15 protein-coding genes, 1 tRNA gene and 1 riboswitch are annotated in these 24,055 nt (G+C 39.7%); of the genes, 10 read left to right on the top strand and 6 right to left on the bottom strand.

From position 1 onward, the window contains the following. The 6 genes from ACHWSC_RS22560 (at position 1) to ACHWSC_RS22535 (ending at position 9,515) form a co-directional block, all read left to right on the top strand. Positions 1 to 1,173: a DUF2062 domain-containing protein gene (locus ACHWSC_RS22560; RefSeq protein WP_394678262.1), complete on the top strand. Its 1,173-nt coding sequence runs from the start codon at positions 1 to 3 to the stop codon at positions 1,171 to 1,173. Position 1,174: 1 nt separating this feature from the next. Beyond that, entirely contained in the window at positions 1,175 to 4,801 is a 3,627-nt protein-coding gene (locus ACHWSC_RS22555) for a 1-acyl-sn-glycerol-3-phosphate acyltransferase (RefSeq protein WP_394678261.1), read from the top strand. After that, positions 4,794 to 6,335, top strand: coding sequence for a phytoene desaturase family protein (locus tag ACHWSC_RS22550; RefSeq protein WP_394678260.1), 1,542 nt, complete (start codon positions 4,794 to 4,796; stop codon positions 6,333 to 6,335). Before ACHWSC_RS22555 ends, ACHWSC_RS22550 begins: the two co-directional genes overlap by 8 nt. Then, a complete protein-coding gene (locus tag ACHWSC_RS22545; protein ID WP_394678259.1) occupies positions 6,289 to 7,956 on the top strand; it encodes a C45 family autoproteolytic acyltransferase/hydolase in 1,668 nt (555 codons plus the stop codon). The genes ACHWSC_RS22550 and ACHWSC_RS22545 overlap by 47 nt, the downstream gene beginning before the upstream one ends. Beyond that, entirely contained in the window at positions 7,953 to 9,242 is a 1,290-nt protein-coding gene (locus ACHWSC_RS22540) for a phenylacetate--CoA ligase family protein (protein WP_394678258.1), read from the top strand. Before ACHWSC_RS22545 ends, ACHWSC_RS22540 begins: the two co-directional genes overlap by 4 nt. A gap of 201 nt (positions 9,243 to 9,443) precedes the next feature. Continuing rightward, positions 9,444 to 9,515: transfer RNA gene (locus ACHWSC_RS22535), tRNA-Arg, on the top strand. Positions 9,516 to 9,868: 353 nt separating this feature from the next. On the opposite strand, the gene ACHWSC_RS22530 is transcribed toward ACHWSC_RS22535, so the two are convergent. Both ACHWSC_RS22530 and ACHWSC_RS22525 read right to left on the bottom strand, forming a co-directional pair. After that, complete coding sequence (locus ACHWSC_RS22530; protein WP_394678257.1) at positions 9,869 to 11,431, bottom strand: SusD/RagB family nutrient-binding outer membrane lipoprotein; 1,563 nt, start codon at positions 11,429 to 11,431, stop codon at positions 9,869 to 9,871. A gap of 63 nt (positions 11,432 to 11,494) precedes the next feature. Continuing rightward, positions 11,495 to 14,653 (bottom strand): SusC/RagA family TonB-linked outer membrane protein, encoded by a 3,159-nt coding sequence (locus ACHWSC_RS22525; RefSeq protein ID WP_394678256.1) that lies wholly within the window; start codon positions 14,651 to 14,653, stop codon positions 11,495 to 11,497. 738 nt (positions 14,654 to 15,391) lie between these two features. On the opposite strand from ACHWSC_RS22525, the gene ACHWSC_RS22520 reads away from it, so the two are divergent. Beyond that, positions 15,392 to 16,120, top strand: coding sequence for a DUF6796 family protein (locus ACHWSC_RS22520; RefSeq protein ID WP_394678255.1), 729 nt, complete (start codon positions 15,392 to 15,394; stop codon positions 16,118 to 16,120). Positions 16,121 to 16,332: 212 nt separating this feature from the next. Here ACHWSC_RS22520 and ACHWSC_RS22515 read toward each other — a convergent pair whose 3' ends face one another. From ACHWSC_RS22515 to ACHWSC_RS22505, 3 genes are all read right to left on the bottom strand, one after another. Then, entirely contained in the window at positions 16,333 to 17,412 is a 1,080-nt protein-coding gene (locus tag ACHWSC_RS22515; protein ID WP_394678254.1) for an acyl-CoA dehydrogenase, read from the bottom strand. Then, entirely contained in the window at positions 17,399 to 18,016 is a 618-nt protein-coding gene (gene pnuC / locus ACHWSC_RS22510) for a nicotinamide riboside transporter PnuC (RefSeq protein WP_088161013.1), read from the bottom strand. Before pnuC ends, ACHWSC_RS22515 begins: the two co-directional genes overlap by 14 nt. A gap of 55 nt (positions 18,017 to 18,071) precedes the next feature. Then, positions 18,072 to 18,216: riboswitch (TPP riboswitch) on the bottom strand. Between the two features lie 14 nt (positions 18,217 to 18,230). Further along, positions 18,231 to 19,730, bottom strand: coding sequence for a malate:quinone oxidoreductase (locus ACHWSC_RS22505; protein ID WP_075991943.1), 1,500 nt, complete (start codon positions 19,728 to 19,730; stop codon positions 18,231 to 18,233). A 512-nt stretch (positions 19,731 to 20,242) separates the two neighbouring features. Between ACHWSC_RS22505 and fabG the strand changes: the two genes are divergently transcribed. Together fabG and ACHWSC_RS22495 are read left to right on the top strand one after the other, a co-directional pair. Beyond that, the gene (gene fabG, locus ACHWSC_RS22500) at positions 20,243 to 20,986 is read left to right on the top strand and encodes a 3-oxoacyl-[acyl-carrier-protein] reductase (RefSeq protein WP_075991942.1); all 744 of its coding nucleotides are present in this window, start codon (positions 20,243 to 20,245) and stop codon (positions 20,984 to 20,986) included. A 166-nt stretch (positions 20,987 to 21,152) separates the two neighbouring features. Continuing rightward, a complete protein-coding gene (locus ACHWSC_RS22495) occupies positions 21,153 to 22,133 on the top strand; it encodes an acyl transferase (protein WP_394678253.1) in 981 nt (326 codons plus the stop codon). Between the two features lie 127 nt (positions 22,134 to 22,260). Here ACHWSC_RS22495 and ACHWSC_RS22490 read toward each other — a convergent pair whose 3' ends face one another. Then, a complete protein-coding gene (locus ACHWSC_RS22490; RefSeq protein WP_088161011.1) occupies positions 22,261 to 23,130 on the bottom strand; it encodes a neutral zinc metallopeptidase in 870 nt (289 codons plus the stop codon). A 280-nt stretch (positions 23,131 to 23,410) separates the two neighbouring features. On the opposite strand from ACHWSC_RS22490, the gene ACHWSC_RS22485 reads away from it, so the two are divergent. Continuing rightward, on the top strand, positions 23,411 to 23,992 hold the full coding sequence (locus ACHWSC_RS22485) for an alkylphosphonate utilization protein (RefSeq protein ID WP_120334732.1): 582 nt from the start codon (positions 23,411 to 23,413) through the stop codon (positions 23,990 to 23,992). The last annotated feature ends 63 nt before the right edge of the window (positions 23,993 to 24,055 follow it).

The raw sequence follows: 24,055 nt of genomic DNA, 5'->3' as shown, positions 1-24,055 counted from the left end.
ATGATCAATTCGCCAAGCTTCAGCCAATCTATTATTCCTACAGCTGTATGTGTACTCATACCCACCTACAACAATGCTAAAACGCTAAAAAGAGTTTTAGATGGGGTTTTGGCCTATACCACACAGGTTATTGTAGTCAATGATGGTTCAACGGATACAACAGCAGAGATTTTAGCAAATTACCCTTCCATTACAGTGCTGCACCTGGAAAAGAATTCAGGTAAGGGCAAAGCTTTACGAATAGGGTTTGATACGGCAAGAAAACAGGGATTTCAGTATGCAATCACCATCGATTCGGATGGGCAACATTTTCCCGATGACATTCCAACTTTTATAGACGCACTCAACCAAAGTGACGGAAATATTTTATTGATTGGTGAGCGCCAAATGGACCAAGCCGGCATACCAAAAAAGAGCAGTTTCGGTAATAAGTTTTCCAATTTTTGGTTTTGGTTTGAAACAGGGATAAAACTTGCTGACACGCAATCAGGATACAGACTCTACCCTCTTGACCGCATACCTAAAAAACTATATACCAACAAATTCGAGCTAGAAATTGAAGTAATTGTACGCTCAGCATGGAAAGACATTGTCGTGAAGAATGTACCGATCAAGATACTTTACGATCCGACAGAGCGAGTTTCGCATTTTAGACCATTTAAGGACTTCACACGAATTAGCATCCTCAACACGTTCTTAGTTTTGATTAGTCTACTCTATATATTTCCAAGAAACGCTTTTCGAAGTTTCAAAAAAAAAAGCTTTAAGGATTTTCTAAAAGAAGATATTCTGGGAACGCACGATTCGAATTTTATTAAATCCATTTCGATTGCATTGGGTGTGTTTATTGGGATTGCCCCTTTATGGGGATTTCAGTCTTTTTTATCAATTTTTCTCGCCTCTGTCTTTAGGCTTAATAAAGGTCTTTGTTTTGCCTTTTCAAATGTCAGTATCCCTCCTATGATCCCATTGATTATTTGGGGATCGATACAAACAGGAAAGTTATTTATATCCAGTGCCAAACCTTTGTTGGATTATAGCCAAATAGATTTTCAAGCTATATCCGAACATTTTTTAGAATATCTACTGGGTAGTCTCGCTTTGGCTTTAGTGACCGCAGTCCTATTTGGACTTTCCTCCTTTACGCTATTGCGGTTTAATCAACGACGTTAATATGCAGCATTATTTTTATCAGCTTTATCTATTTTTCAAGAAGAAACCTTATATCGCCTGGTTAGTTGCCCTGCTCTTTTTGGTCGCAACAGGATATTTCGCAATAAAACTAAAATTTGAAGAAGATATTACGCGGATCATACCTCAAAATGAACGGACAAATGAGGTTGCCAAAATATTGACCCAACTTAAGTTTTCGGATAAAATAAGCGTCATTATTGAACGGGAAAAAGATGCTTCAATTGACGATATGGTTGAAATGGCTAATTCCTTTTCCGATAGCATCGTATCGCTTGCCCCCTACTATCATAGTATACAAGGGCAAATTAGTGACGCGGAAATGGAAAGTACCATGCAGTTTGTATACCAGCATTTGCCGACATTATTGGACGAGAACGATTACAAAACCATAGCAAGCCACCTGCCAAGTGATAGCATAGCGCAGGTAGTTGAAGCCAATTATGCTGCATTAATTTCGCCTACGAGTATCGTTGCAAAATCTTTTATACAACGAGATCCCCTAGGGATTGGCTTTATGGCGCTTAAAAAATTCCAAAAGCTCAGTATTGCTGGCGATTTTCAACTTTACAATGGCTATATTATTACAAAAGATTCAAGCAAGCTGTTATTGTTTATTAATCCCAAATATTCAGGCTCGGAAACAGAACATAATGCGATTTTTGTCGACAGGCTTGACAACATGAAAAGTGCGTTAAACAAGGTCTACCTAAAAAAAACCAAACTAAGCTACTTCGGATCATCTTTGGTTGCTGTCGCCAATGCAAAGCAAATCAAAACAGATATCCAAACGACGATCCTTATTTCGATGAGTTTATTGATGCTTATTTTGATTCTCTTTTACAAGAAAGTGCAAATTCCGGTCATCATCTTTATTCCCTCGCTTTTTGGGGCTTTACTAGCACTCGCATTTCTTTACTTTCTGCGGGGTACAATATCTGCTATTTCAATCTCCATTGCTGCAGTATTAATTGGCATTACCATAGACTATGCGCTGCATATCATGACGCATTTCAAGCAAACTCAGAATATCAAACACCTCTATAAAGAAATCACTAAGCCAATCTTGATGAGTGCGGGCACTACAGCCGTTTCTTTTCTTTGCCTGCTCTTCGTCAATTCGGAGGCCTTAAAAGATTTGGGAATATTTGCGTTCATTGCCATCCTGTTCTCGGGAATATTCTCTTTGATTCTTATCCCGCATATCTATAAACCGAATATAAAAACCTCGGATGATAAAAACCATCTCATCGATCGGATTTCTGCATTCAGTTTTGAACGGAATAAACCCTTACAAATATTTAGCTACCTATTGTTAGTAGTGAGCTTGTTTACTTTTTGGAAAGTCGGGTTCAATAAAGATTTATCTGCACTAAATTTCTTCCCAAAAGAACTGCAAGAAGCCGAATACAAACTTGAAAATTCAGCACAACAACAAAATAAGTCGCTATTTCTGATAAACTATGGTAACAATATCGACCAGGTTCTTTCGGCTAATTCTGTATTGTATAGTAGATTACAACAAGATACAGGTATGATCGCTATCAATTCCATTGGTGAAATTGTTCTATCGAAAAAGGATCAGGAGGCGAAAATTGCCCAGTGGAATTCCTTTTGGACAGATGTCCGTAAAACGGAAATCCGCGAGAATCTTATCCGTTCTAGCGCTGCTTTTGGTTTCAAACCAACTGCTTATCAAGCTTTCTTCTCCCTTTTGGATCAAAAATTTTCGACCGTCAGATGGGATGATTATCAGAAACTCAACAATGGAATATTGAGCGAGTATATCAGTTCCAAAGATGGCTTTTTCACCGCAAATACCATTGTAAAAACGACAGAAGGAAACCGGGAAAAATTGATTAAGCAGTTCAATAATGGCAGTACAGTTGTCATTGATCGTAAAGAAATGAATGAAACCTTTTTGGGACAGCTGGTCAATGACTTCAACACCTTGGTCAATTATAGCTTTGTAGCCATATTTGTTATTCTTTGGTTGTCATTTCGCCGCATCGAACTGACATTGATCAGCATGGTACCTATTGTGTTAACAGGTTTGGTTACGGGGGGCCTCATGGGCCTGTTTCACCTCGAATTTAATATTTTCAGTACCATTGTCTGCACACTTGTATTCAGTCACGGTGTAGACTTTGCCATATTTATGACCGCAGCCCTGCAAAAAGAATACAGTACCGGCAAAGATGAAATGCCTATGTACCGTACGTCTATTCTACTCGCCGTATTAACGACAATTTTAGCCATCGGTGCCTTAATTTTCGCTAAACACCCGGCATTAAGGTCCATTTCAGCAGTTTCCCTACTCGGTGTTACAGCGGCGGTTTTAAACACTTTTGTCCTTTATCCGCTCGTTTTTAGGTTTGTATTTCGCCGCAGGCCTTCCCAAGGCTTATCTCCGCTTAGTTTGCGTCTGCGCTTGATTTCAGCGTTTTCGTTCAGCTACTATATCATCGGAAGTATGCTTTCAGGCCTTCTCTTTAGTTTGGTCTCTAATAGAGCTTGGATGACACGCGTAATGTCTCGTTTTGGAGACTCTGTATTGAAATCCAACCCTTTTGTCAAGAAACAACAATTCAACCCGCACGACGAAGACTTCAAAAAACCCGCGATCATTATAGCCAATCACAATTCGTTATTAGATACACTTCTTATTGGGCGTTTATTGCCAAAGTGCGTATTTGTTACGAACGAATGGGTCTACAAATCACCGGTCTTTGGTCGTGTGGTTAGGCGTGCAGGTTTTTTAATGCTCGACGACGATTTAGAAAAATCGAAAAACATCTTAAAGCAACGTATCGATGCAGGGTATTCGATTGCGATTTTTCCAGAAGGAACGCGATCGGCAACAAATGATGTACAACGGTTCCACAAAGGCACATTCTATATTGCCGAACAGCTGCAGTTGGATATACTCCCTATTTATATACACGGTGCTGCCGACGTTTGTCCAAAAGGAGATTTTGTCATTTATGATGGAACACTCAGTACAGTCATAGGCGAAAGAATTCGACCTACCGACCAACAGTTTGGGGATAATTATTCTGCACGCTGTAAAACGATCAGTCGCTTATTCAAACAACAGTTCGCTGAAATCAGAAAGCAATTTGAGGGTCCGACTTACTTTAGAGAAAAAATAAGCTTAAACTATCGGTATAAAGAAACGGAAATCGAAAAATTAAGCCTTAATGATTTTGACCTTCATCAGGAGTCTTATGCAACCTGGAATAATTTCATTGCAGCAAATGCAAAAATTTTGCATATTGGAAACGATTTTGGTCATATTGATTTTTTGTTGACCATGCAACAGGCACAGCGACATATAGAAAGCTATATCCGTGATCCTGAAAAACGTGCTATTGCGGGCAATACGTATCTAAAGCATAAACGTAAATTGACTTATCTAAATCAGCCGACCGAAACCACATTACGTTTCGATGTACTGATCTGGGGCAGCAACGATGAAAAGGTTGAAATCAGCGATTCGATACATACTATTGTATGTTATGATTTCCTAGAAAAGCCGCATTACATTGGTTTTGAAGAAGTATTTAAAGATCAATACAGTTGCGTATTAAAAAGAAGAACGAATGGATAAAGTCTACGATAGCGTCATCATTGGTTCAGGGCTAGGAGGCCTTGTTACCGCAGTTCTCCTTGCTAAATTTGGACGCAAAGTATGTGTCATTGAAAAAAACAATCAATATGGTGGCAATCTGCAGACTTTTGTGCGAGACAAAGAAATCTTAGACACAGGGGTACATTACATTGGTGGTTTGGGTGAAGGTGAAAACCTGTATAAATATTTTGAGTATCTGGGGATTATGAAGGATCTATCGATCCAACGCATGGGAATCGATGAATATGATCGAATTTCATTTGATGGAAATCCGATCAATTATCCACATGCACAAGGATATGAAAATTTTGTACAACAATTGCTTCATTACTTTCCTGAAGAAAAGCAGGCCTTAACCGTATATTGTGAGAAGATACAGGACATCTGTAATTCATTTCCTATGTATAATCTCCGCAAAAGTTTTGGGTTCAATGAGGCTGTACTCGGTATTTCATTAAAGTCTTTTTTAGACGATTTGACCGATAACGAACTCCTTAAGGCTGTACTCGTCGGTTCGAACTTCCTTTATGTTGCAAAAGCAGAAAGTACCCCACTCTATGTACATGCGCTTACCATAAACTCCTATATTCAGTCCGCTTGGCGTTGTGTAAACGGCGGTAGCCAAATTGCCAAGTTATTGATCCGCCAATTGCGTAAATATGGTGGTGACATCATCAAAAATAAAGAAGTCATTGCTGTAGAAATGGACGATCAGCTGATCAAAGCAGTACGCACCGATGACCAGCAGCTGATTTATGCAAAGGAGTTTGTTTCGAATATCAATCTCCGGCATACCTTTGCCATGCTGCCTGAAAGATTTCAAAAGCAAGCTTATGTCAAGCGTATACAAGGCTTACCGTTGAGCCCTTCGGTTTTTTCCGTTTACATAGTTTGTAAAGAAGGTTATATCCCCTATCAAAATTATAATATTTACCATTATAAAAACATCGCTTCCGTTTGGTATAATCAGGAGCAATCTCCCTTAGTCGTTTCCATGAGCTGTAACGGCGAAAATCAACGCTACTGTAGCACGATGACCGTGATGTGTTATATGACTGCGGACGAAGTGCAACAGTGGAATGAGACTTTCAATCGGTCCATTATCCAGCAGTTAAGTAGCCGTGGTGGAGAGTATGAAGCCTTTAAAGCTGCGAAGGCTGCAGAAATTATCGAAGAACTCCAACACTTGTTTCCGAATATTAAAGCTGCCGCTCAATCTGTTCACACGTCCAGTCCATTAAGCTACCGTGATTTTATCGGGGCCGAGGAAGGTAATATGTATGGCTATTTAAAAGAATACAAGCATCCGTTAAATAGCTTAATTTCCACGAAGACAAAAGTTAAGAACTTGTTTCTGACAGGCCAAAATGTCAAGATGCACGGTGTATTGGGGGTTACAATTACAGCCTTCTCCTGTTGCTTAATGATGCTTGGAAAAGAATTTGAAGATGATCTATTTAAAGAGAATGATGAAAAAGTATTGGTTGGCGATTTGGATAGCATCACTATTTAGCTCTTGTGCGCTAAATGGCGCCCTGAAAGAAAAAGCTAAATTCGAACAGCAGGCGATTCCGACATTAAGGTTGGCCGACTCTACGGACAATTATCTCAGCATAGACAGTAACTTCCTATTTCATAACGCACAAGGTTTATGGGAACTCTACGTCAGCGGTAACCCGATGGAACTTGGATTAAAAACGGGTATACTGACACAATCGCTTTATGCCTACCAAGAAAAGGCTTTCTTTTCTAAAATTCAAGAGTTTATCCCTTCTCAGCGCAAGCAGAAATGGATGATGAAATTGACTAAAGTCTATAATCGAAACATCCATAAATATATCCCGATAGCGTATAGAAAAGAGATTTTTGGATTGTCACGGTATGCTTCTCCCCGCTACGACTCCCTTATGGATCCCTATCAGCGGAATCTTTTTCTTCATGGGGCCCATGACTTGGGCCATGCTTTCCAGGACCTCGCTTTGGTTGGCTGTTCTTCCTTAGCGGCATGGGGACCAAAGTCTGCGGATGGCGAGCTTATTATCGGGCGAAATTTTGACTTTTATGCGGGCGACGATTTTAGTCACAACAAATTAATCACTATTGTGAAACCGGATTCTGGTTATTCATTTCTTTCCGTGGGTTGGGCAGGCATGATTGGTGTCGTCTCCGGCATGAACAGTGCTGGCCTGACAGTTACACTCAATGCAGGAAAATCGTCTATTCCCTGGGCCGCAAAAACGCCTATATCTATTGTTGCCCGAGAAATACTCCAATATGCCCGAAATTTTACGGAAGCCATCGCCATTGCAAAAAAACATCCTATTTTTATTTCAGAATCACTTATGATCGGTTCTGCAGATGAAGACCGTGCCATCTTAATTGAGATGTCGCCACATAAATTTGCTGTTTTTGAATCAGACAATGCAAATTACCTGCTATGCACAAATCATTTTCAGAGCAGTACCTATCAATCCGATAAGCGCAATCAAAAACAGATTGAAGAAAGCCACAGTGTTTATCGACACCAACTGCTGACAGAGCAGTTGCAACAGCAGGATAAGCTTACTGCCCCTAAAGTTGCGGCTATACTAAGAGATCGCAATGGACTAAAAAATAAGGAAATAGGCTATGGCAATGAAAAGGCCTTAAATCAGCTCTTGGCTCATCATGGTGTCATTTTCCAACCAAAAAAACGCCTTGTATGGATCTCAGCCAACCCCTATCAGCTTGGGGAATTTGTCTGTTACGACTTAAATAAAATCTTCGACAACAAAGCACATCGGCCAGCTTCTACATTGGCCAATACAGCATTGAATATTCCTCAAGATACGTTTTTAAATAGTAAAGCCTACCGCGATTATCAGGAATACCGTAAACGAGATCGAATAATAGACCACAAACTGAAGTCTGACCAAGAAATTACTGAATCGGAATGGCAGGAATATCAAAAGCTCAATCCCCTGTTTTGGGCAGTCTATTACAAGAGAGGAACGTATTATTTTGAGCGAAAGCGCTATGACGAAGCACTAAAGCAATTGCAACAGGCCGACTCCTGCGAAGTGACCACTTTGGTAGACCGCAAAAACATTGCTTCATATATTCATAAAATTGAGAAGAAAGGAGATAATCGATGATCCCAACGATAGAACAAGCCAGTCTTGAAGAAATAACCCATTATCAAGATGAAAAGCTAATATTTGTGTTAAACTATTTGAATACACATTCAACTTACTACAAACGTCTTTTTCAACGTGAAGGAGTTGACTTACAACGCATCCGCGGTGTTCAGGATCTCCCCCTTCTGCCGACGACTTCCAAAGAACAGCTGCAGCAGTTTAACTTGGATTTTCTGTGCGTCCCCGAAGAGGAGATTGTCGACTTCTCCACAACTTCCGGTACACTGGGGACACCTGTTGTATTTGGATTAACAGACGCGGACTTGGAGCGTCTCGCTTATAATGAGATGATTTCCTTCCAACGGGTAGGTATTAAAAAAGGCGACCGGGTACAAATTATGACGACCCTGGATCGTCGTTTTATGGCGGGATTAGCTTACTTTCTTGGACTCCGTAAAATTGGAGCCGGAATACTTCGTATTGGGGCTGGCATACCACAAATGCAATGGGATTCAATCCAGCAGTTTAAACCCAAATTTCTTGTTGTCGTCCCCTCCTTCCTGCTCAAAATGATTGCTTATGCCGAAGAACATAACATCGACTACAACAGCAGCTCTGTAAAGGTCGCCATTTGTATCGGTGAAAATCTTAGAACTGCGGAACTGCAGGACAACCAACTGGCAAAACGAATTCAGGAAAAATGGAATATTGCCCTCTACTCCACTTATGCCTCCACCGAAATGAGCTCAGCATTCACAGAATGTGAAGCTTTTGCCGGTGGTCACCAACATCCAGCATTAATCATTACCGAAATATTGGACGATAATGACCATCCTGTACCCGATGGTCAACTGGGAGAATTAGTTGTCACAACCTTAGGAATAGAGGCTATGCCCCTTTTGCGCTATAAAACTGGCGATATGGTCAGACGACATGCTGACCCTTGCACATGTGGTCGGAACTCCTACAGAATAGGCCCTGTTGAAGGCCGAAAACAGCAGATGATTAAGTATAAGGGTACGACGCTGTTTCCCCCGGCTATGTTTGATGTATTGGCCAGCTACACCGCAATTGAACATTATCAGATCGAGATCTCCAGCACTGCAGTCGGTACAGACGACATTCGGATTTTAATATCCTCCAAACAACAAAACAGCGCATTATTAAAAGAAATCAAAGATAGTTTTCAGGCGAAACTGCGCGTAATTCCCAATGTGGAGTTCGAACGCGAAGAAATTTTGATCAGCCGGATTTATAATCCGCTCAGCAGAAAACCCATTTATCTGGTGGATAAAAGGGAATAGTAAGTAGCCCACAGTACCATCACCCAGATGCTAAGCATTCATATACAAATCATTAGCCCACGTATAAAAAAATAGGGAATTAGCGAATGTTAAACATAAAAATGCTGTCGACAAAAGGCATTAAAAATAGTCTGCTAAAAGATTGAATTTTATCACAAAGATTATTTGTAAGATCTAGAAAATAGTATATCTTTGCGACACGTCCCCGTAGTTCAATGGATAGAATTTCAGATTCCGGTTCTGACGATATGAGTTCGAATCTCGTCGGGGACACATTTTAAAATAAGACCCACTTTAAATTGATTTAGAGTGGGTTTTTTCTAAAATTTTACTTCGCAGTGCTTAAAACCACTTCGCAAAGTGAAAAATAGGAAAAAGCCGTTGCAATAGACCACAACCCTATTTCGATACGTTTTTTTAGATCAACAATTGCGAACGTATTGCTCCCCAACCCCCATTTTAAGAAACAAAAAGCCTACAGATACTTAGCACTTCGCTATGGCTAATAAATCACAATCATGGCACTACATTTCGCTCAATTCAAAGACAAATAAAGCCAAACTTTACAAAATATATCTCCGCTGTATATAAAAAAGGGGTACTAAATTTAGTACCCCTCAATCTTATTATTGTTTATCCCACCATACACGGGATGTCATCTGATCTCCTTTATCCAGATTAGCTACAGCTTTCTGATAATTTGCAGCATTGACAGTAGACTCTTCAGTCGGGTAGGTAAAACGTCTAGGAATTGTTCCATTCGTAGCATTTCCTATATAGTTGACCTGCTTTAAGACTGGATACCCCGATCTTCTCCAATTGGCAAAAGACTCATATTCATCCGAAAACGTATTAATGTAATATTGAGTATTGATCTGCTCCAATGCTTTAGATTCACTAAAAGGATTCTGCGTTAAATAACGGGTAATGGCTGCATCATCGATACCTGCAATTCCAAATTGTGCAAACTGTTTCATCGCAGCCGTCACACCAGCTTCATAATAGGCTTTGGCCGAACCTGTAATCCATCCTCTAAAAGCTGCTTCGGCTAATAAAAGTTGATTTTCAGCATTTGTAACGAGAAACGTCGGAGCGTCTAAACGAGCGTAAGTATATCTGTTGGCTACGGAATACTTATTCATTGCCCCGGGATAGAGTGCATAATTTTCAATGAAGGTTGCACCTGTGGTGGTTTGATCATAACCATTCGGCATGCCCAATTGCTTGCTTACTGTCGTATCTCCTCTCGACCATCTCGAATCATCTATTTTTATAGAAGGGTCTTCAACAACTGTTGCAAGAAACCTTAATCTTGGATCATACGTATTTTTCAGTAAATTAATAAAAGACTCACTCATACGATACGCGTTTGGATCCTCGTGTACATAAATCTTTCCAAAAGGTTCAGCGCTATTATTGGCTGTCACTGCACCAGGGTGTAAAATCAACGCGCTTTCATCGTTGCTGGCAAACAAACCTCCGCTTACCGCAGTATTTACCCAAGTTTTTGCAATTTCAGGATTTACCTTAGAAAGGCGCATACCCAATCTTAGCATCAAGGAATACGCAAATTTTTGCCATTTGACAACATCACCTTTATAAATAATATCCGCTTGGCCTATTGTAGATGTCTTTCCATTTAAATTAGTCGCTGCTTCTTTGAGCTCTTTCAACATATCGAGATAGATGGATTCTTGTGTATCATATACAGGATAGCCTTTCCCTTGATAGTAAGCTAGCCCCGCTTCCGAATAGGGCACATCACCATAAAGATCCGTCAGACGGTGAAACAACAATACACGCATAATGCGTACCATCTGGTATTCCGGAAAAAACTCTTGTTTATCCTTCCAGTTTTCCATAAGATCGACAACATCACGTACACCATTTGGATATAAACGATCCCAAAATGCCGAGTTGTAGCCAGCGCTATAGGTATATTTGTCACCATTCCAGTAACTTTCAACCGAAGCCGTATGCTGAATCATGGTACTGATATAAATCAGTCCATTTCTCCAAGCCTCATACTCCGTTCCATAACCGTATTGCTGCACATTCGTAAACAGCAATTTATAATCCATATTGTCTTTTCCTATTGCCTCGGGATCGACATTCAAGTCGCCAAAATTACTACATGAGGATAATCCGAATCCAAGCGCAGCAAGAAGATATAATAATTTCTTTTTCATTTTAATAGTTCTTTACCTTTTACTGATTTCTAAAATCTCTGTCATTCTTTTAGGTTTTCGACCTTAGAATTTTAGATTTAAATTAAAACCTATATTACGTGTCATCGGATAACCGTTGAGTTCAAGCCCCTGTGCATTGCTATTATTATAAGCCGACTCCGGATCTATATTTGGTGTATTTTTGTGGATTGTCCATAGATTACGACCAACCAGGGAAAGTGAAGCGGCCCGGAATGGTGTTTTGGACAACATCTGTTTGGGTAAACTATATCCAAAAGAAATTTCACGTAATTTGACAAAACCTGCGTCATAAACAAACTCCTCTGTAAAAGACTGATCAACCACGTACTTCCAATACGTTTGAGCATCAACAGCTGTCGTATTTGTTCCACCATTTAGGTTTACTCCTTTACCAACGATATTACCTTCGCGCCCCTCAAGTGTTGCTTTATGTAAACCAGATCCGTATAGGTTTAGGTTGGTTCCTGAAAATATTTTTGCACCTAACTTAACATCCAATAGCATTCCCAAGCTAAAGTTTTTATAGGTGAAATCATTCCTAAAACCACCTGTAAAGCGATAAACACCGTTTCCAAGTACCTCCACCGCATCAGAACGAACAGGTAATCCTTTATCATCGAAGATGCGATTCCCCGAGGCGTCTGTTTTATATTTATAACCCACAATCTGACCATAAGGAAGGCCTACGATATTTTGTACAGAAGCATTTCCAGATCTTGATACCCCGCCCTCAAAAGTCAAACTTTTCTGGTTGCCAAGGCTAAGAACCTTACTATCATTGAATGCAAAATTTACCGAACTTTTCCATTTAAAATCATTCGCACGGATAATATCACCATAAATTAAGACTTCAATCCCTTTATTTCGCAACTCACCGATGTTCTGAATTGCGACTGAATAACCTGACCCTGTACTTGTCGTTACGCGAACAATATCATCTTTGGTTGTTTTTTGATAAACAGCAAGGTCGATCCCCATTCTGTTACCCCAAAATTCGAGATTTGTTCCAGCTTCCCATTCACTAATACGAACAGGCTTTAGATTAGCGTTAGGAACCACATCGTTGTTAATTGTTCCAACGGGCTGACTTTGTAGTTCATAAGACAAAGTCCGATAAGCCAATGCGGTCTGATAAGCTTTCGTTCCATTTGAAGCCGCTGCTCTCGATAGTCTCAATTTACCCATATTTATCCAATCCGGAAGCTTAAGATGATCTGTAAACACATAACTTAAACTGACAGACGGGTACAGATAACCGTTACTTTCGGGATTAAGCGTGGAATACCAATCGTTACGGGCCGAAAGATTCAAGAATAAAAAGTCTTTATAACCAAAATCAGCTGTTCCATAGATAGATCTCACCTGATATTCATCGTATAATTTTTTGAAGGTACGTGTCCCTGCAGCCACATTGCCTGTATTATATACACCATCCACGATAAATGGACGTATCCCACCGTCAGTGCCCCAAGTTTGGTTACGCGTTTTTTGGCTGTTTCCACCCACAGTTGCGGAAATCGAAAAGTCGCTCAACTTTTTCTTAAAACCTATTAAATAATTGAAATTGGTTTCTTCAAATTCCTTATTGTATTCATTGATGTAACCGTTAGGATCGGCAGAGGCTCCCTTTGGCTGCACCTGCTTAAAGGCTAGGTTGAAACCATCTCGAGTGGCGGCCCCCTGCACGTATAGCCAATCCGTTATGTCGTAGCGCAAATTAAAGCCTCCCGTAAGTCTTTTTTTGGTGGACTCGTTGAATTTTCTATATTGCAGAAAGTAAGGATTGTTAAAATAAACATTATTCCCTGGCTGCAGTTCTTTACCAAATTCATCAACGGCCGGCTCGAGCCAGCGAACATCATAGCTATTTGCCAGATACAAAAGACTGGCATTTGTATTTCCATTACCGTCCGAAAGATTAGCCCTATTATTCACAAACTCAAACATATAGTTGGCATTGATACCCAGCTGTACTTTTGGTGTGATTTTATAAGTTGTATTCAAATTTGCTCCGCGTTGATTAGACTTCGCATTAGGAAGGATAGATCCCTCATACATATTATTCAATCCAAGTCGGAAACTGGATTTTTCATCACTTCCACTGACTGCTAGAGAAGTTTGATTACTTAGACCTTTTCGGTAAAAATTCTTCCAGTTATCGATAGGCGAATACGTATAACTGTTACCAAATTTATTGACGGCTTGGCTGCCATCCATTTTTGCACCCCAACTTTGATTATAAGTATCATTAGCAGCGGCAGCAGTCGTAGGCTTAGTACCTTGTACACCTTGACCATAAATATCCTGAAAATCACGGTAATCATAAATGGTATTAACCGTCATATTGTTATTGAAATCGATACCAATCCCTTGTGCTCCTTTGCCTGATTTGGTTGTGATCATAATAACGCCATTTCCACCTCTATAGCCGTATAGCGCAGAGGCAGCCGCACCTTTTAATACTTGAATATTTTCAATATCATCGGCATTGATACTGTTGAGTCCATCCCCCATATCCATACCTCCGTACTGACCTGCGGAGCCTTGATTCTGGTTATCCAATGGAATACCGTCTACGACATATAGGGGCATATTGTTACCTGTCATGGAGGCATTTCCACGAATGACAACACGGCTACTTCCACCAAGTCCAGTTGCGTTTCCGGCTACGCTCACACCTGCCACTTTTCCGCTCAGGGCATTTCCCAAATTCGGATCACGGGCGGTGGTAAATTGATCGCCTTTGACAGAGGTCGTTGAATAGCCCAAAGATTTCTTTTCCCGCATAATACCCAGTGCTGTCACTACAACCTCACCGATTTGGTTGCTCGAAGCTGTAAGCTGAATGTTTACAGATTTGCTTTCGCCAACAGTAATCTCCTGATTGTCATAACCAACAAAGCGAGCCAATAGGATCTGTCCCGGCTTAGCTGCAATCGTATAACGTCCTGCTGCATCCGTCTGCGTTACTTCAGTCGTTCCTTTAATTAAAACTGTTACACCACTAATTGGATTTCCCGTAGCGGAATCTTTAATTACCCCAGAAATAGATTGTTGAAAATTTAGGAAATTACTATTTCCCTTTAAAGCGGATAAGGCGGCCGCCGCTTGGACCTGTGTATAACTGGTCGCTAGAGCGACAAGCGGAATAATCCACTTTTTAGAAGCCGTCACCAGTTTGATTTTGTCAGAATACCACATAAGTTTAATAATGATAGATTAACTTGATTTATAATTTGTTTAAACCGGTGGCTTTTTAAAATTGCAACCGGTTGCAATGGATTATTAGGCAAATAAATGTATTATTTATGATACATCAAAATATTAATTGTCAATTTTACACATTTAAAACCTTTTAGCTACGATTTTATTCAGCTAGTCGGTATTTGTATACCCTTATGTATCTCCGGATTAGCATGGTTTCTTCCGTCAAATTGCTGTATATCTAAATAGGCTTAAAAAATACAATTCATTGCCTATATAACCCTAAAAAAACCGTTTTGTTTAACACGACAAAAAAACTCATAAAATAAACATAAATCAGCTATTTAAAGTAAAACAGCCAACTACAAACTTTAAAAAAAACCTTTCAAAAGATTATTTTAATATCAGCTATTATTCATATACCCATTCGACCGAAATAAACCCAGGTAGAACTAAAAAGAAATCCACGGATTTAATAAAAGAAAGAGCAACGTAATCTATATAAGATATAATTTATTGAATCAATTTAATATTTAAACAGGTAGTTTGAATGGGAAAATCATTACATACGGTCAATGGTTAAACTATTCCTTTTGGCGGATATTTTATTCCTTATGACAGCTCTCAAAATAAAAAGAGTCTCCTAGTTTTGCATCGGATTCTTTGTAACAAATCATGATTGGAAATCAATTACCTCGGTGAGATGGTCGAGTTTCAATAGTAAAATATCAACGTATGAATTACCATAAACGACTAAAATGGGCATTTATTTCAGGTATAGCTGGCGCCATATGCTGGATTGTGGGCGATATATATGTCGCGGGCTTTGACGTAGATCCCAAAAACTACCCTCTTTTTTATAGTACGTATTCCGAAAAGGTTGACGTTGGACTTGCGACTTTAATGCTCGAAGGATCAACCAACCGCCTCATGTTTGGGGCATTAATTGCTGCGATGACAGCAACTTTCTTTCTACCTGGTGTTTGGTTGGTATATCAATACATTTTGGATAAGAATACATGGTATGCCAGGGGAACCTACTATTTACTGGTTATCAGTGTGATGCTTATGCCTTTGGGGCATGCTGTTTTCTATTTTACGGGAGAGATCTACAAAGCAATCTATAACACCGATCCTGTCGCCCACCCCTATTTGTTAAAAATCGCCGCCGGCTTTCAAAAAACAATGTTTATCACATGGGGGACAGCGATCATCACGATGTTAGTCGCCTATCTAATATTTTCAATTTTTATATTTGCTGGTAAGACTAATCTACCAAAATGGGCAGGATTGATCAGTCCGTTATTTCTTACCATTTACCAGCTTCCTTTAAAACTAATTCTACCCCCATCTGACTTAAGAGGATGGATAGGAGCTGCTGCATTTAATATATCTTATTTGATTTTCTTTCTATTGCTTTTGTTCTGTTTCAAACGACCTTCGGAAAAAGATATATCACAATAGCATCTCACGAGGAGAATAACGGCTTTTGAGTGAACACAAAAGAATTCAATCTCCACCTCATTAGGATTTTTAAGGTGTTCCAAATTAGTATCCCCATAGATAGTAGCACTAGTTTCGGTTACAAATTGAACACCTAAATTGTATCGGCAAAGCTCCCGAAATCTTCATTTGTCCTTTAACAAAAAAGACTATCCTAGGATAGTCTTTTTTGTTTATAAGCTCTTTTGCAATAACTTGTGTTGGGAAGCCGTAAAAATATTCCGGAAGATTATATTGATTTCATGTTCAATGGCGGCACCAGAAATTCCGGTATGCGGATAGAGTCTTATTGTATTTGTCAAGATAGATTCCACAAAATCTCGACTTTGTATCCCTATCTGTTCATAAATTGCTGCATTATCATTGCCATCATGAAGATTTTCCCAAGAAAGAGCGGCCAAATTCATTATTGCTTCCCTCCGATTAACATAATCTTGCTGAAAGTCATCGAGTACCCTAAAGGCTTCTTTACTTTCAGTCTTCTCCCATTTGGATTGATTGCTTTTTAACACAAATAGTTTTTCGATTAAATCCAAAAAGCGCTTATACATTCCCGTAAAGTTAGCCAGTAAAGTCAATTCCGCAAAAGGCATAAAGGGATATTGATACAACAGCTCGCTACGTGTACTTTTTGCCGCATCAATCTCAAAAGACTGCCTACCATCAACGAGTATGTCTTCCAGCGAAAAGGAATGCGAAGCTGTAGCCTCCAATCCAAATGTATCCCAGTCGTAATGCACCAGTACATGGTCACGATCCACAAAAAATGATTTTATCAGTGGTTCACCTTTTTCGTCCAACACGGGTTTTCCTGCCTCCTGAATTGCAGCATTTAAGGTAAAATGGGTTAAATGAGGAGCTCCGGTAGCATATCTCCAAAAACCGCGGAGTCGATAATGTTCACCTTCACGTGTAGCTGTACCTGATGCCTGTCCACTGCCGCCAAAACAAACCCGATCCGTTTTGAAAATCTGATCTCCTAAAACCGGATCAATAAAACCGACAAAGAGATTTGCTCCTGAACATAACGTTACTGTCCAGGCTAATCCCCCATCCCAATAAGCCAGGTCAGCCAATAAGTTGAGGCCTTCGGGTAAACTTAACCCCAATCCACCCAATGCAGGTGGAACCCAAATCTTAAACCATTTCCGACGAAAAATCAATTCGAGTTGTCCATCCGACAATGTTTTCTGATGGATTCCCTTAGCCTGATTATCTTTCAGAATAGCAATATCTTCGCTACTGAGTTGCATATCTTTCCTCACTTATTATTCTCCTCCAATTAAAATATCCACTAAATGCCATAACAAATAAAAACAAAGTCAAGCCCGAATAAAGAAATAACCCTTTATGGATCAGTAAAGGAATTGCCATCAGATTACTGATATTCAACAATATCCAATTTTCTATCTTCCGTTTTGCCAATAACCACATCCCTGCCCAAGCTGTACAGGAAACTGCAGAGTCCCAAAGCGGTACATCAGAATCCGTTAAATGTACCAATCCGAAATAAAACAACAGAAAACCGAGAGCGCAGATTCCCCCTACTATCCACCATTCTTTCGGCTCACAATGCGTTATGGGAGCAGCAACATCACTACTATATTTCCAATAGATCCAGCCATAGATGCTCATGATCAAATAATAGAGATGTAGTAATATTTCTGCATATAGTTTCGCATGGAATAATACGTAAACAGAAATTAAGATACCAATAATCCCAAAAATGTAATTGATCGATTTATTTTGCCGGGAAAACCAAACCTGTAAAACACCAAAGGATACCCCTAGCCATTCCGCGATGGTGGCCTGTTGAATCTGTTTTATAAAAGCTTCGAAAATTGTTTCAGAAGTCATCGCCTTGTTTATTATTTCGTGTAATTCATAATAAACCTATGGGAGAAAAACGGACGTTTTTATTGAAATTAAATCCCTACGCCAGCATTACCTGGATCAGGTATATAAAAGCGATTGTACAAGGAGGTACAATCGCTTTTATTGGGTATAATCTCAGCCGAGAATGACCATGGTCATTCCAAGCACCCCATAAGTATATTTTCTGTCGAATTGATTATTCTATATCAATCAATTTCAACGCTTTGTGCGTACGCGTACGCGTTTCTTTACATAGTTGCGCATCATCGTTCAATGATTTCCCGTGTGAAGGAATCATTTCACGTAGTTTTTTACGGTATTCATCTGATTTCGCACGTTCAGGGAAACATCTCTTCAACAGGCTGATCATGATAGCAACTGACGTCGAAGCTCCAGGAGAAGCTCCTAATAGCGCAGCAATAGAACCATCTGCACTAGAAACGACCTCTGTACCAAATTCTAAAATTCCACCTTTCTTTTCATCTTTCTTGATGACCTGAACACGTTGTCCTGCTTTCTCGATAACCCAGTCCTCCAATTTAGCTGTAGGCATAAATTGTTTTAAAGACTCTAGTTTATCTTTTGGTGACTTCATAACTTCAGTAATAAGATACTTCGTCAAAGGTAAGTTGTCAAGTCCGGCTGATAACATCGGGCGGATATTAGACAATTTGATAGAAGCAGGTAAATCGAAGTAAGACCCCTGTTTTAAGAATTTAGTTGAGAAACCTGCATATGGTCCAAACAATAACGCTTGTTTGCCATCAATATAACGTGTATCTAAGTGCGGTACAGACATTGGAGGAGCTCCAACAGAAGCTTTTCCATACACTTTCGCATGATGTGTATTAATAATCTCTTCATTTACACAACGTAGCCATTGGCCCCCTACAGGAAATCCGCCATAGCCTTTCGCTTCTGGTATTCCAGATTTTTCCAACAACAACAACGAGTGGCCACCGGCCCCAATAAATACAAACTTTGCTTTTATTTCTCTCTTTGTTCCTGTCTTTAAATCTTTGACCTCCACTTCCCAACGGCCATCGTCTTCACGTTCGATGTCGATTACTTCATGGTTTAAGGAGATCGAAATATTTTCTTTATTTTCAAGATTAGCGATCAAATCACGTGTCAACGACCCAAAATTAACATCAGTGCCCAGATCCATTTTTGTCGCAGCGATTTTTTCATCGGCCTCGCGTCCTTCCATCATCAATGGAATCCACGATTTCAACAATGCCGTATCTTCGGTATACTCCATCCCTTTGAACAAGTTTTGGGTCGTCAATGTTTCCCATCTTGTCTTTAGGAATTTAGCATCTTTTTCACCAAAAACCGCACTCATGTGTGGAATACTACGGATAAAATTTTCAGGTTGGGCAATAATGCCTTTATCAACGAGGTAGGACCAAAATTGCTTAGACACTTCAAATTGCTCAGCAATTTTAACTGCTTTATCAATCTTTACAGAACCATCTTTCTGTTCGGGGGTATAATTTAACTCGCATAAGGCAGAGTGACCCGTGCCAGCATTATTCCAAGCGTCAGAACTTTCAGCAGCCACAACATCCAAACGCTCAAGAATTTCAATATTAACGTCTGGGCTTAATTCATTGATTAGAGTACCCAAAGTAGCACTCATAATACCGGCGCCGATCAGAACAACGTCAACTTCTTTATTTGATTTTTTGCTCATGTTTTTGTGATTGATGCAAATTTAATATAGTTTTTGGTAAACGTCCAAGTCTTTTGTCAAAAAACTGTACTTTTTAGAACCACTTATTCAAAAATACCATTGATTTATTAAAATAATCCTAAGTGAGCGATCGCTTACCGTAAAATTCTAAAATTGTTTCCTGAAAACACTCCCCCACTCCAAGATAAACACAAGGTCAGCACACAATGTTTTTCTATTTTAAACCGTTATTTATCGAAAGATTTTGTGTTATAATATAGTTTTAACATTTTTGCAGAACATCGAAAGGCAATAGTGTACACAATAGCTAAAAAACAAGATCATTTATTCGCTAATACGACGGCATCGAAAAAACATAAGCACTGTGGCATAACCAAGATAAACCAAATGGAAACGAGTTCATGTTTCGTATTGAATTCCAGTAACAGACGGGCTGTGAGAGAAAGACAGCGCGAGGAAAATGGACATAAATGCCTAAGTGTGAATAATTGAAGAACAAATAACTTATACAGATGAAAATACTTGAAGGAAAAATTGCTTTAGTAACAGGAGCATCAAAAGGAATCGGAAGGAAAATTGCGGAAGTGTTTGCACAACATGGTGCTAACGTCGCTTTTACATATCTTTCTTCTGTCGAAAAAGGACAGGCACTGGAACAGGAGCTTCAGGCTTTCGGCACCAAAGTGATTGGTTATCGCTCTGACGCTTCAAAATTCGAAGAAGCAGAACAATTAATCAACGCGATCGTTGCCGATTTTGGAGGATTAGATATCGTTGTAAATAATGCTGGTATCACAAAAGACGGCTTGTTAATGCGTATGACCGAAGAGAATTGGGATGATGTATTAAATGTCAACTTAAAATCTGTCTTTAACGTTACAAAAGCCGCTTCGAAAATTATGATGAAAAACCGTAAAGGTTCATTTATCAATATGTCTTCAGTTGTTGGAGTTCAAGGAAATGCTGGTCAGGCAAATTATGCCGCATCAAAAGCTGGTATTATCGGATTCACAAAATCTATCGCTAAAGAATTAGGTTCTCGTAATATCCGTGCAAACGTAGTTGCTCCAGGTTTTATACGTACCGAAATGACAGATGTACTGGATCCTAAAGTTGTGGCTGGATGGGAAGCCGGGATTCCATTGAAACGTGCTGGCGAACCAGAAGACGTTGCCAATGCATGTCTTTATTTAGCATCTGATTTATCAGCATACGTAACCGGACAGGTTCTTCCTGTTGATGGTGGTATGTTATAAAATAAACAGGCTTAGGTCAAGTTAAGAAAACTTAACCTAAGCCTGTTCTCTAGTTATATTTCACGGCCTATCCTGATCTATTTCTACGAAACACCTATACTCGCCACAATTAACGGTTTTCTTTTCCAAATTTTAGTTAATTTTGTCCATCAAATTTTTAAATGCTATGACGAACTGGAAGGATTTTTTTGACATTAAAACCGAGGATGATTTTAATCAGCATTGTTTAGATACCTACCAATTCCAAAGCCAGCATTGCAAAATTTATCGTGACTATATCAGACTCCTTGGGCGAGAAAAAGACCTTATTCAGCACTATACCGATATTCCTTTCATGCCCATCGAATTTTTTAAGACCCAACAGGTTATTGCTGAAGGGATGGAGGCTGAAATTGTATTCTCGAGTTCGGGTACAACAGGTATGGTCACCTCAAAACATCTGGTCGCTGACCGGAGCATATATGAGCGAACTTTTCGGAAGATTTTTGAAAGTTTTTATGGTCCGCTCGGCAACATCGCCGTCCTTGCATTGCTCCCATCCTACCTAGAGCGAAGTGGTTCGTCGCTGATCTATATGATTGATGATCTCATGAAGCAAAGTGAGCAACCGGAAAGCAATTATTTTCTCTATAACCACCAAGAGCTTTTCGATACACTTATTAAGCTTAAAAATAAAGGCACAAAGACCATCCTCTTTGGCGTAACGTATGCCCTACTCGACTTCATTGAACAATATGCCTTTGAATTTCCTGAACTGATCATTATGGAAACCGGCGGAATGAAAGGTAAGCGTAAGGAAATGGTGAAACAGGAAATCCATAAACTCCTCGAAGAAGCCTTTTCTGTGCATGGCATCCATTCTGAATATGGCATGACAGAATTACTCTCACAAGGCTACTCTTTAGGTCAGGGAATATTCTATCTTCCCAAATGGATGAAAATCTTGATCCGAGATACCAATGATCCTTTAAGCCTGATTCCTTTGAATAAAACTGGCGGCATCAATGTAATCGACCTCGCCAATCGCTACTCCTGTTCATTTATAGCCACACAAGATTTAGGTAAAGTATATCAGGACGGCTCTTTTGAAATATTGGGACGTTTTGACCAAAGTGATATTCGTGGTTGTAATCTGTTGGTTCAGTAATGATCTGATATGACCAGCGCGGCATTTGCCAAACGGCTTGGTTCCCTCAAGGCAAATTGCCTATACCACAAAAAAAAACACCTGGTCATGATGCACGGCCAGGTGTTTTTTATTCGAATTGCGATCCTTATTTCAGACTAGGGTCTTCAAAGGTGTTGCCCGATCGCATATCCCCCGAATCATATCCTTTTTTAAACCATTCCATACGCTGGGCGGATGTACCATGCGTAAATGATTCAGGAACAGCATAGCCCTGTGCTTCAGTCTGTAATTTATCATCACCAACAGCAGCTGCAGCTTTCATCCCGTCCATTATATCATTATAATCAATTTTTATATCAGTTAAATCATTGATGTAATGCGCCCATACACCAGCATAAAAATCCGCTTGAAGCTCGGTCATAACGGAGATCCTGTTATTTTCACGCTCGCTCAGTTTCCCACGCGCTTGATTGGTCTTCGGCAATAATCCCACCAATTGTTGGATATGATGTCCGACTTCATGCGCAATTACATACGCCATGGCGAACTCTCCTTTTGCACCGAATTTATCCGAAAGTTCTCTACTAAAGCTTAGATCCAGGTAAATCTTTTGATCACCCGGACAATAAAAAGGTCCGTAAGAAGCCTGCCCCATACCACAACCATCCGTTTGTGTTCCCCCATCGTAAAATACGAGTGTTGTAGGGGTATAATTTTTCTGCATCTGCTCTTTAAACAGCTTTGCCCAAACATCCTCGGTACTCTGAAGTACAGTTAATGAAAATTCAGTTAGTCTTTTTTCCTCCGGATTTAACTCACGCGGCTGTCCCGATTGTTCAGTTTGCGCCCCCATATTTTGGGCTTGCTGTAAGAGTTGCATCGGATCTCCACCCATCAAAAATCCAATGACCAAAACAATAATCCCACCAATTCCTCCTAAAGCAATTTTTCCTCCCCCCGACATTCCACGACGGTCCTCAAAATTACCACTTTGCTTGCCTCCTTGCCATTTCATAGTATTCCTATATTACAGTTAATAATCTTTTCTAATGTTGGTTAAACACAAATTCGGTACCAATGTTCTACATGGAGTAAATTTATTTGAAGAAAAAATTTACTCCACTTTACCTCATAGCCCGCATCATATAAATAAATTTACCAGCAAACAAATGAAAGCCATAAGCAAAAACAATGCTTTATAAGAGTAAAAACAGGAATTATTTCCCTACGTCGTGATATTCGTCATTGTACATCAAAGCAAATTTGGCTAAGTTTGGGCTTTCAAAAAAACTGACATGAAATTAGAAGAACAATTACAAGCTAGAGCTGGCGGAAAATGTGAGCTGACAGGCGAAGATGCCACTTTAATTGCCTACACATTACCTCCGGAAATAACATCAAATTTGGACAATACTTTACTGATTTCAGAAACATTGGTCAATCAGCTCAACAAAACGGAGCAATTAAATCCAGACGACTGGAAATTCCTTCCAAATGCGATGTGGTCCGAAAACCCATCGGTGCAAATTGTATGCTGGCGTATGTTAAACCGATTAAAAAATGAAGGCTGGGCGTCTGAAGCACTGGATATCCTCTATCTCGATGATGAAACACTATCGGAAGCTAAGAAAACTGGAGATCATGAAAATGATGGCTATGTTTCTTTTCATGAAGATAGCATCGGGCAACGACTATTGGAAGGCGATACTGTTGTGCTGACAAAAACACTTGACGTGAAAGGCTCCTCCTTAAAAGCGACTTTAGGCACCGTGGTTAAGAATATTCGACTAGTAGCAGACAATATCGAACAAATTGAAGGAAAGATTGAGGGTCAAACAATCGTTATACTGACCAAATATCTCCGTAAACAAAATTAAACTAGATTTTTCGTCTAAATAATTAAGGCTTAAACAGGAATGAACCCCAGTTTAAGCCTTAAT

The organism is uncultured Sphingobacterium sp. (genome assembly GCF_964277905.1).
In the GTDB taxonomy this organism is placed as follows: Bacteria; Bacteroidota; Bacteroidia; order Sphingobacteriales; family Sphingobacteriaceae; genus Sphingobacterium; species Sphingobacterium siyangense.
Note: the sequence above shows the minus strand (reverse complement) of the source record. Positions and strands in the feature narration are given on the sequence as shown.

Bases quoted from the DNA above. Each gene is read 5' to 3' on its own strand.
- ACHWSC_RS22540 (WP_394678258.1), top strand. From the start codon at position 7,953: ATGATCCCAACGATAGAACAAGCCAGTCTTGAAGAAATAACCCATTAT.
- ACHWSC_RS22520 (WP_394678255.1), top strand. From the start codon at position 15,392: ATGAATTACCATAAACGACTAAAATGGGCATTTATTTCAGGTATAGCT.
- ACHWSC_RS22515 (WP_394678254.1), bottom strand. From the start codon at position 17,412: ATGCAACTCAGTAGCGAAGATATTGCTATTCTGAAAGATAATCAGGCT.
- fabG (WP_075991942.1), top strand. From the start codon at position 20,243: ATGAAAATACTTGAAGGAAAAATTGCTTTAGTAACAGGAGCATCAAAA.
- pnuC (WP_088161013.1), bottom strand. From the start codon at position 18,016: ATGACTTCTGAAACAATTTTCGAAGCTTTTATAAAACAGATTCAACAG.
- ACHWSC_RS22525 (WP_394678256.1), bottom strand. From the start codon at position 14,653: ATGTGGTATTCTGACAAAATCAAACTGGTGACGGCTTCTAAAAAGTGG.
- ACHWSC_RS22490 (WP_088161011.1), bottom strand. From the start codon at position 23,130: ATGAAATGGCAAGGAGGCAAGCAAAGTGGTAATTTTGAGGACCGTCGT.
- ACHWSC_RS22530 (WP_394678257.1), bottom strand. From the start codon at position 11,431: ATGAAAAAGAAATTATTATATCTTCTTGCTGCGCTTGGATTCGGATTA.
- ACHWSC_RS22550 (WP_394678260.1), top strand. From the start codon at position 4,794: ATGGATAAAGTCTACGATAGCGTCATCATTGGTTCAGGGCTAGGAGGC.
- ACHWSC_RS22505 (WP_075991943.1), bottom strand. From the start codon at position 19,730: ATGAGCAAAAAATCAAATAAAGAAGTTGACGTTGTTCTGATCGGCGCC.
- ACHWSC_RS22555 (WP_394678261.1), top strand. From the start codon at position 1,175: ATGCAGCATTATTTTTATCAGCTTTATCTATTTTTCAAGAAGAAACCT.
- ACHWSC_RS22495 (WP_394678253.1), top strand. From the start codon at position 21,153: ATGACGAACTGGAAGGATTTTTTTGACATTAAAACCGAGGATGATTTT.
- ACHWSC_RS22545 (WP_394678259.1), top strand. From the start codon at position 6,289: ATGATGAAAAAGTATTGGTTGGCGATTTGGATAGCATCACTATTTAGC.
- ACHWSC_RS22485 (WP_120334732.1), top strand. From the start codon at position 23,411: ATGAAATTAGAAGAACAATTACAAGCTAGAGCTGGCGGAAAATGTGAG.
- ACHWSC_RS22560 (WP_394678262.1), top strand. From the start codon at position 1: ATGATCAATTCGCCAAGCTTCAGCCAATCTATTATTCCTACAGCTGTA.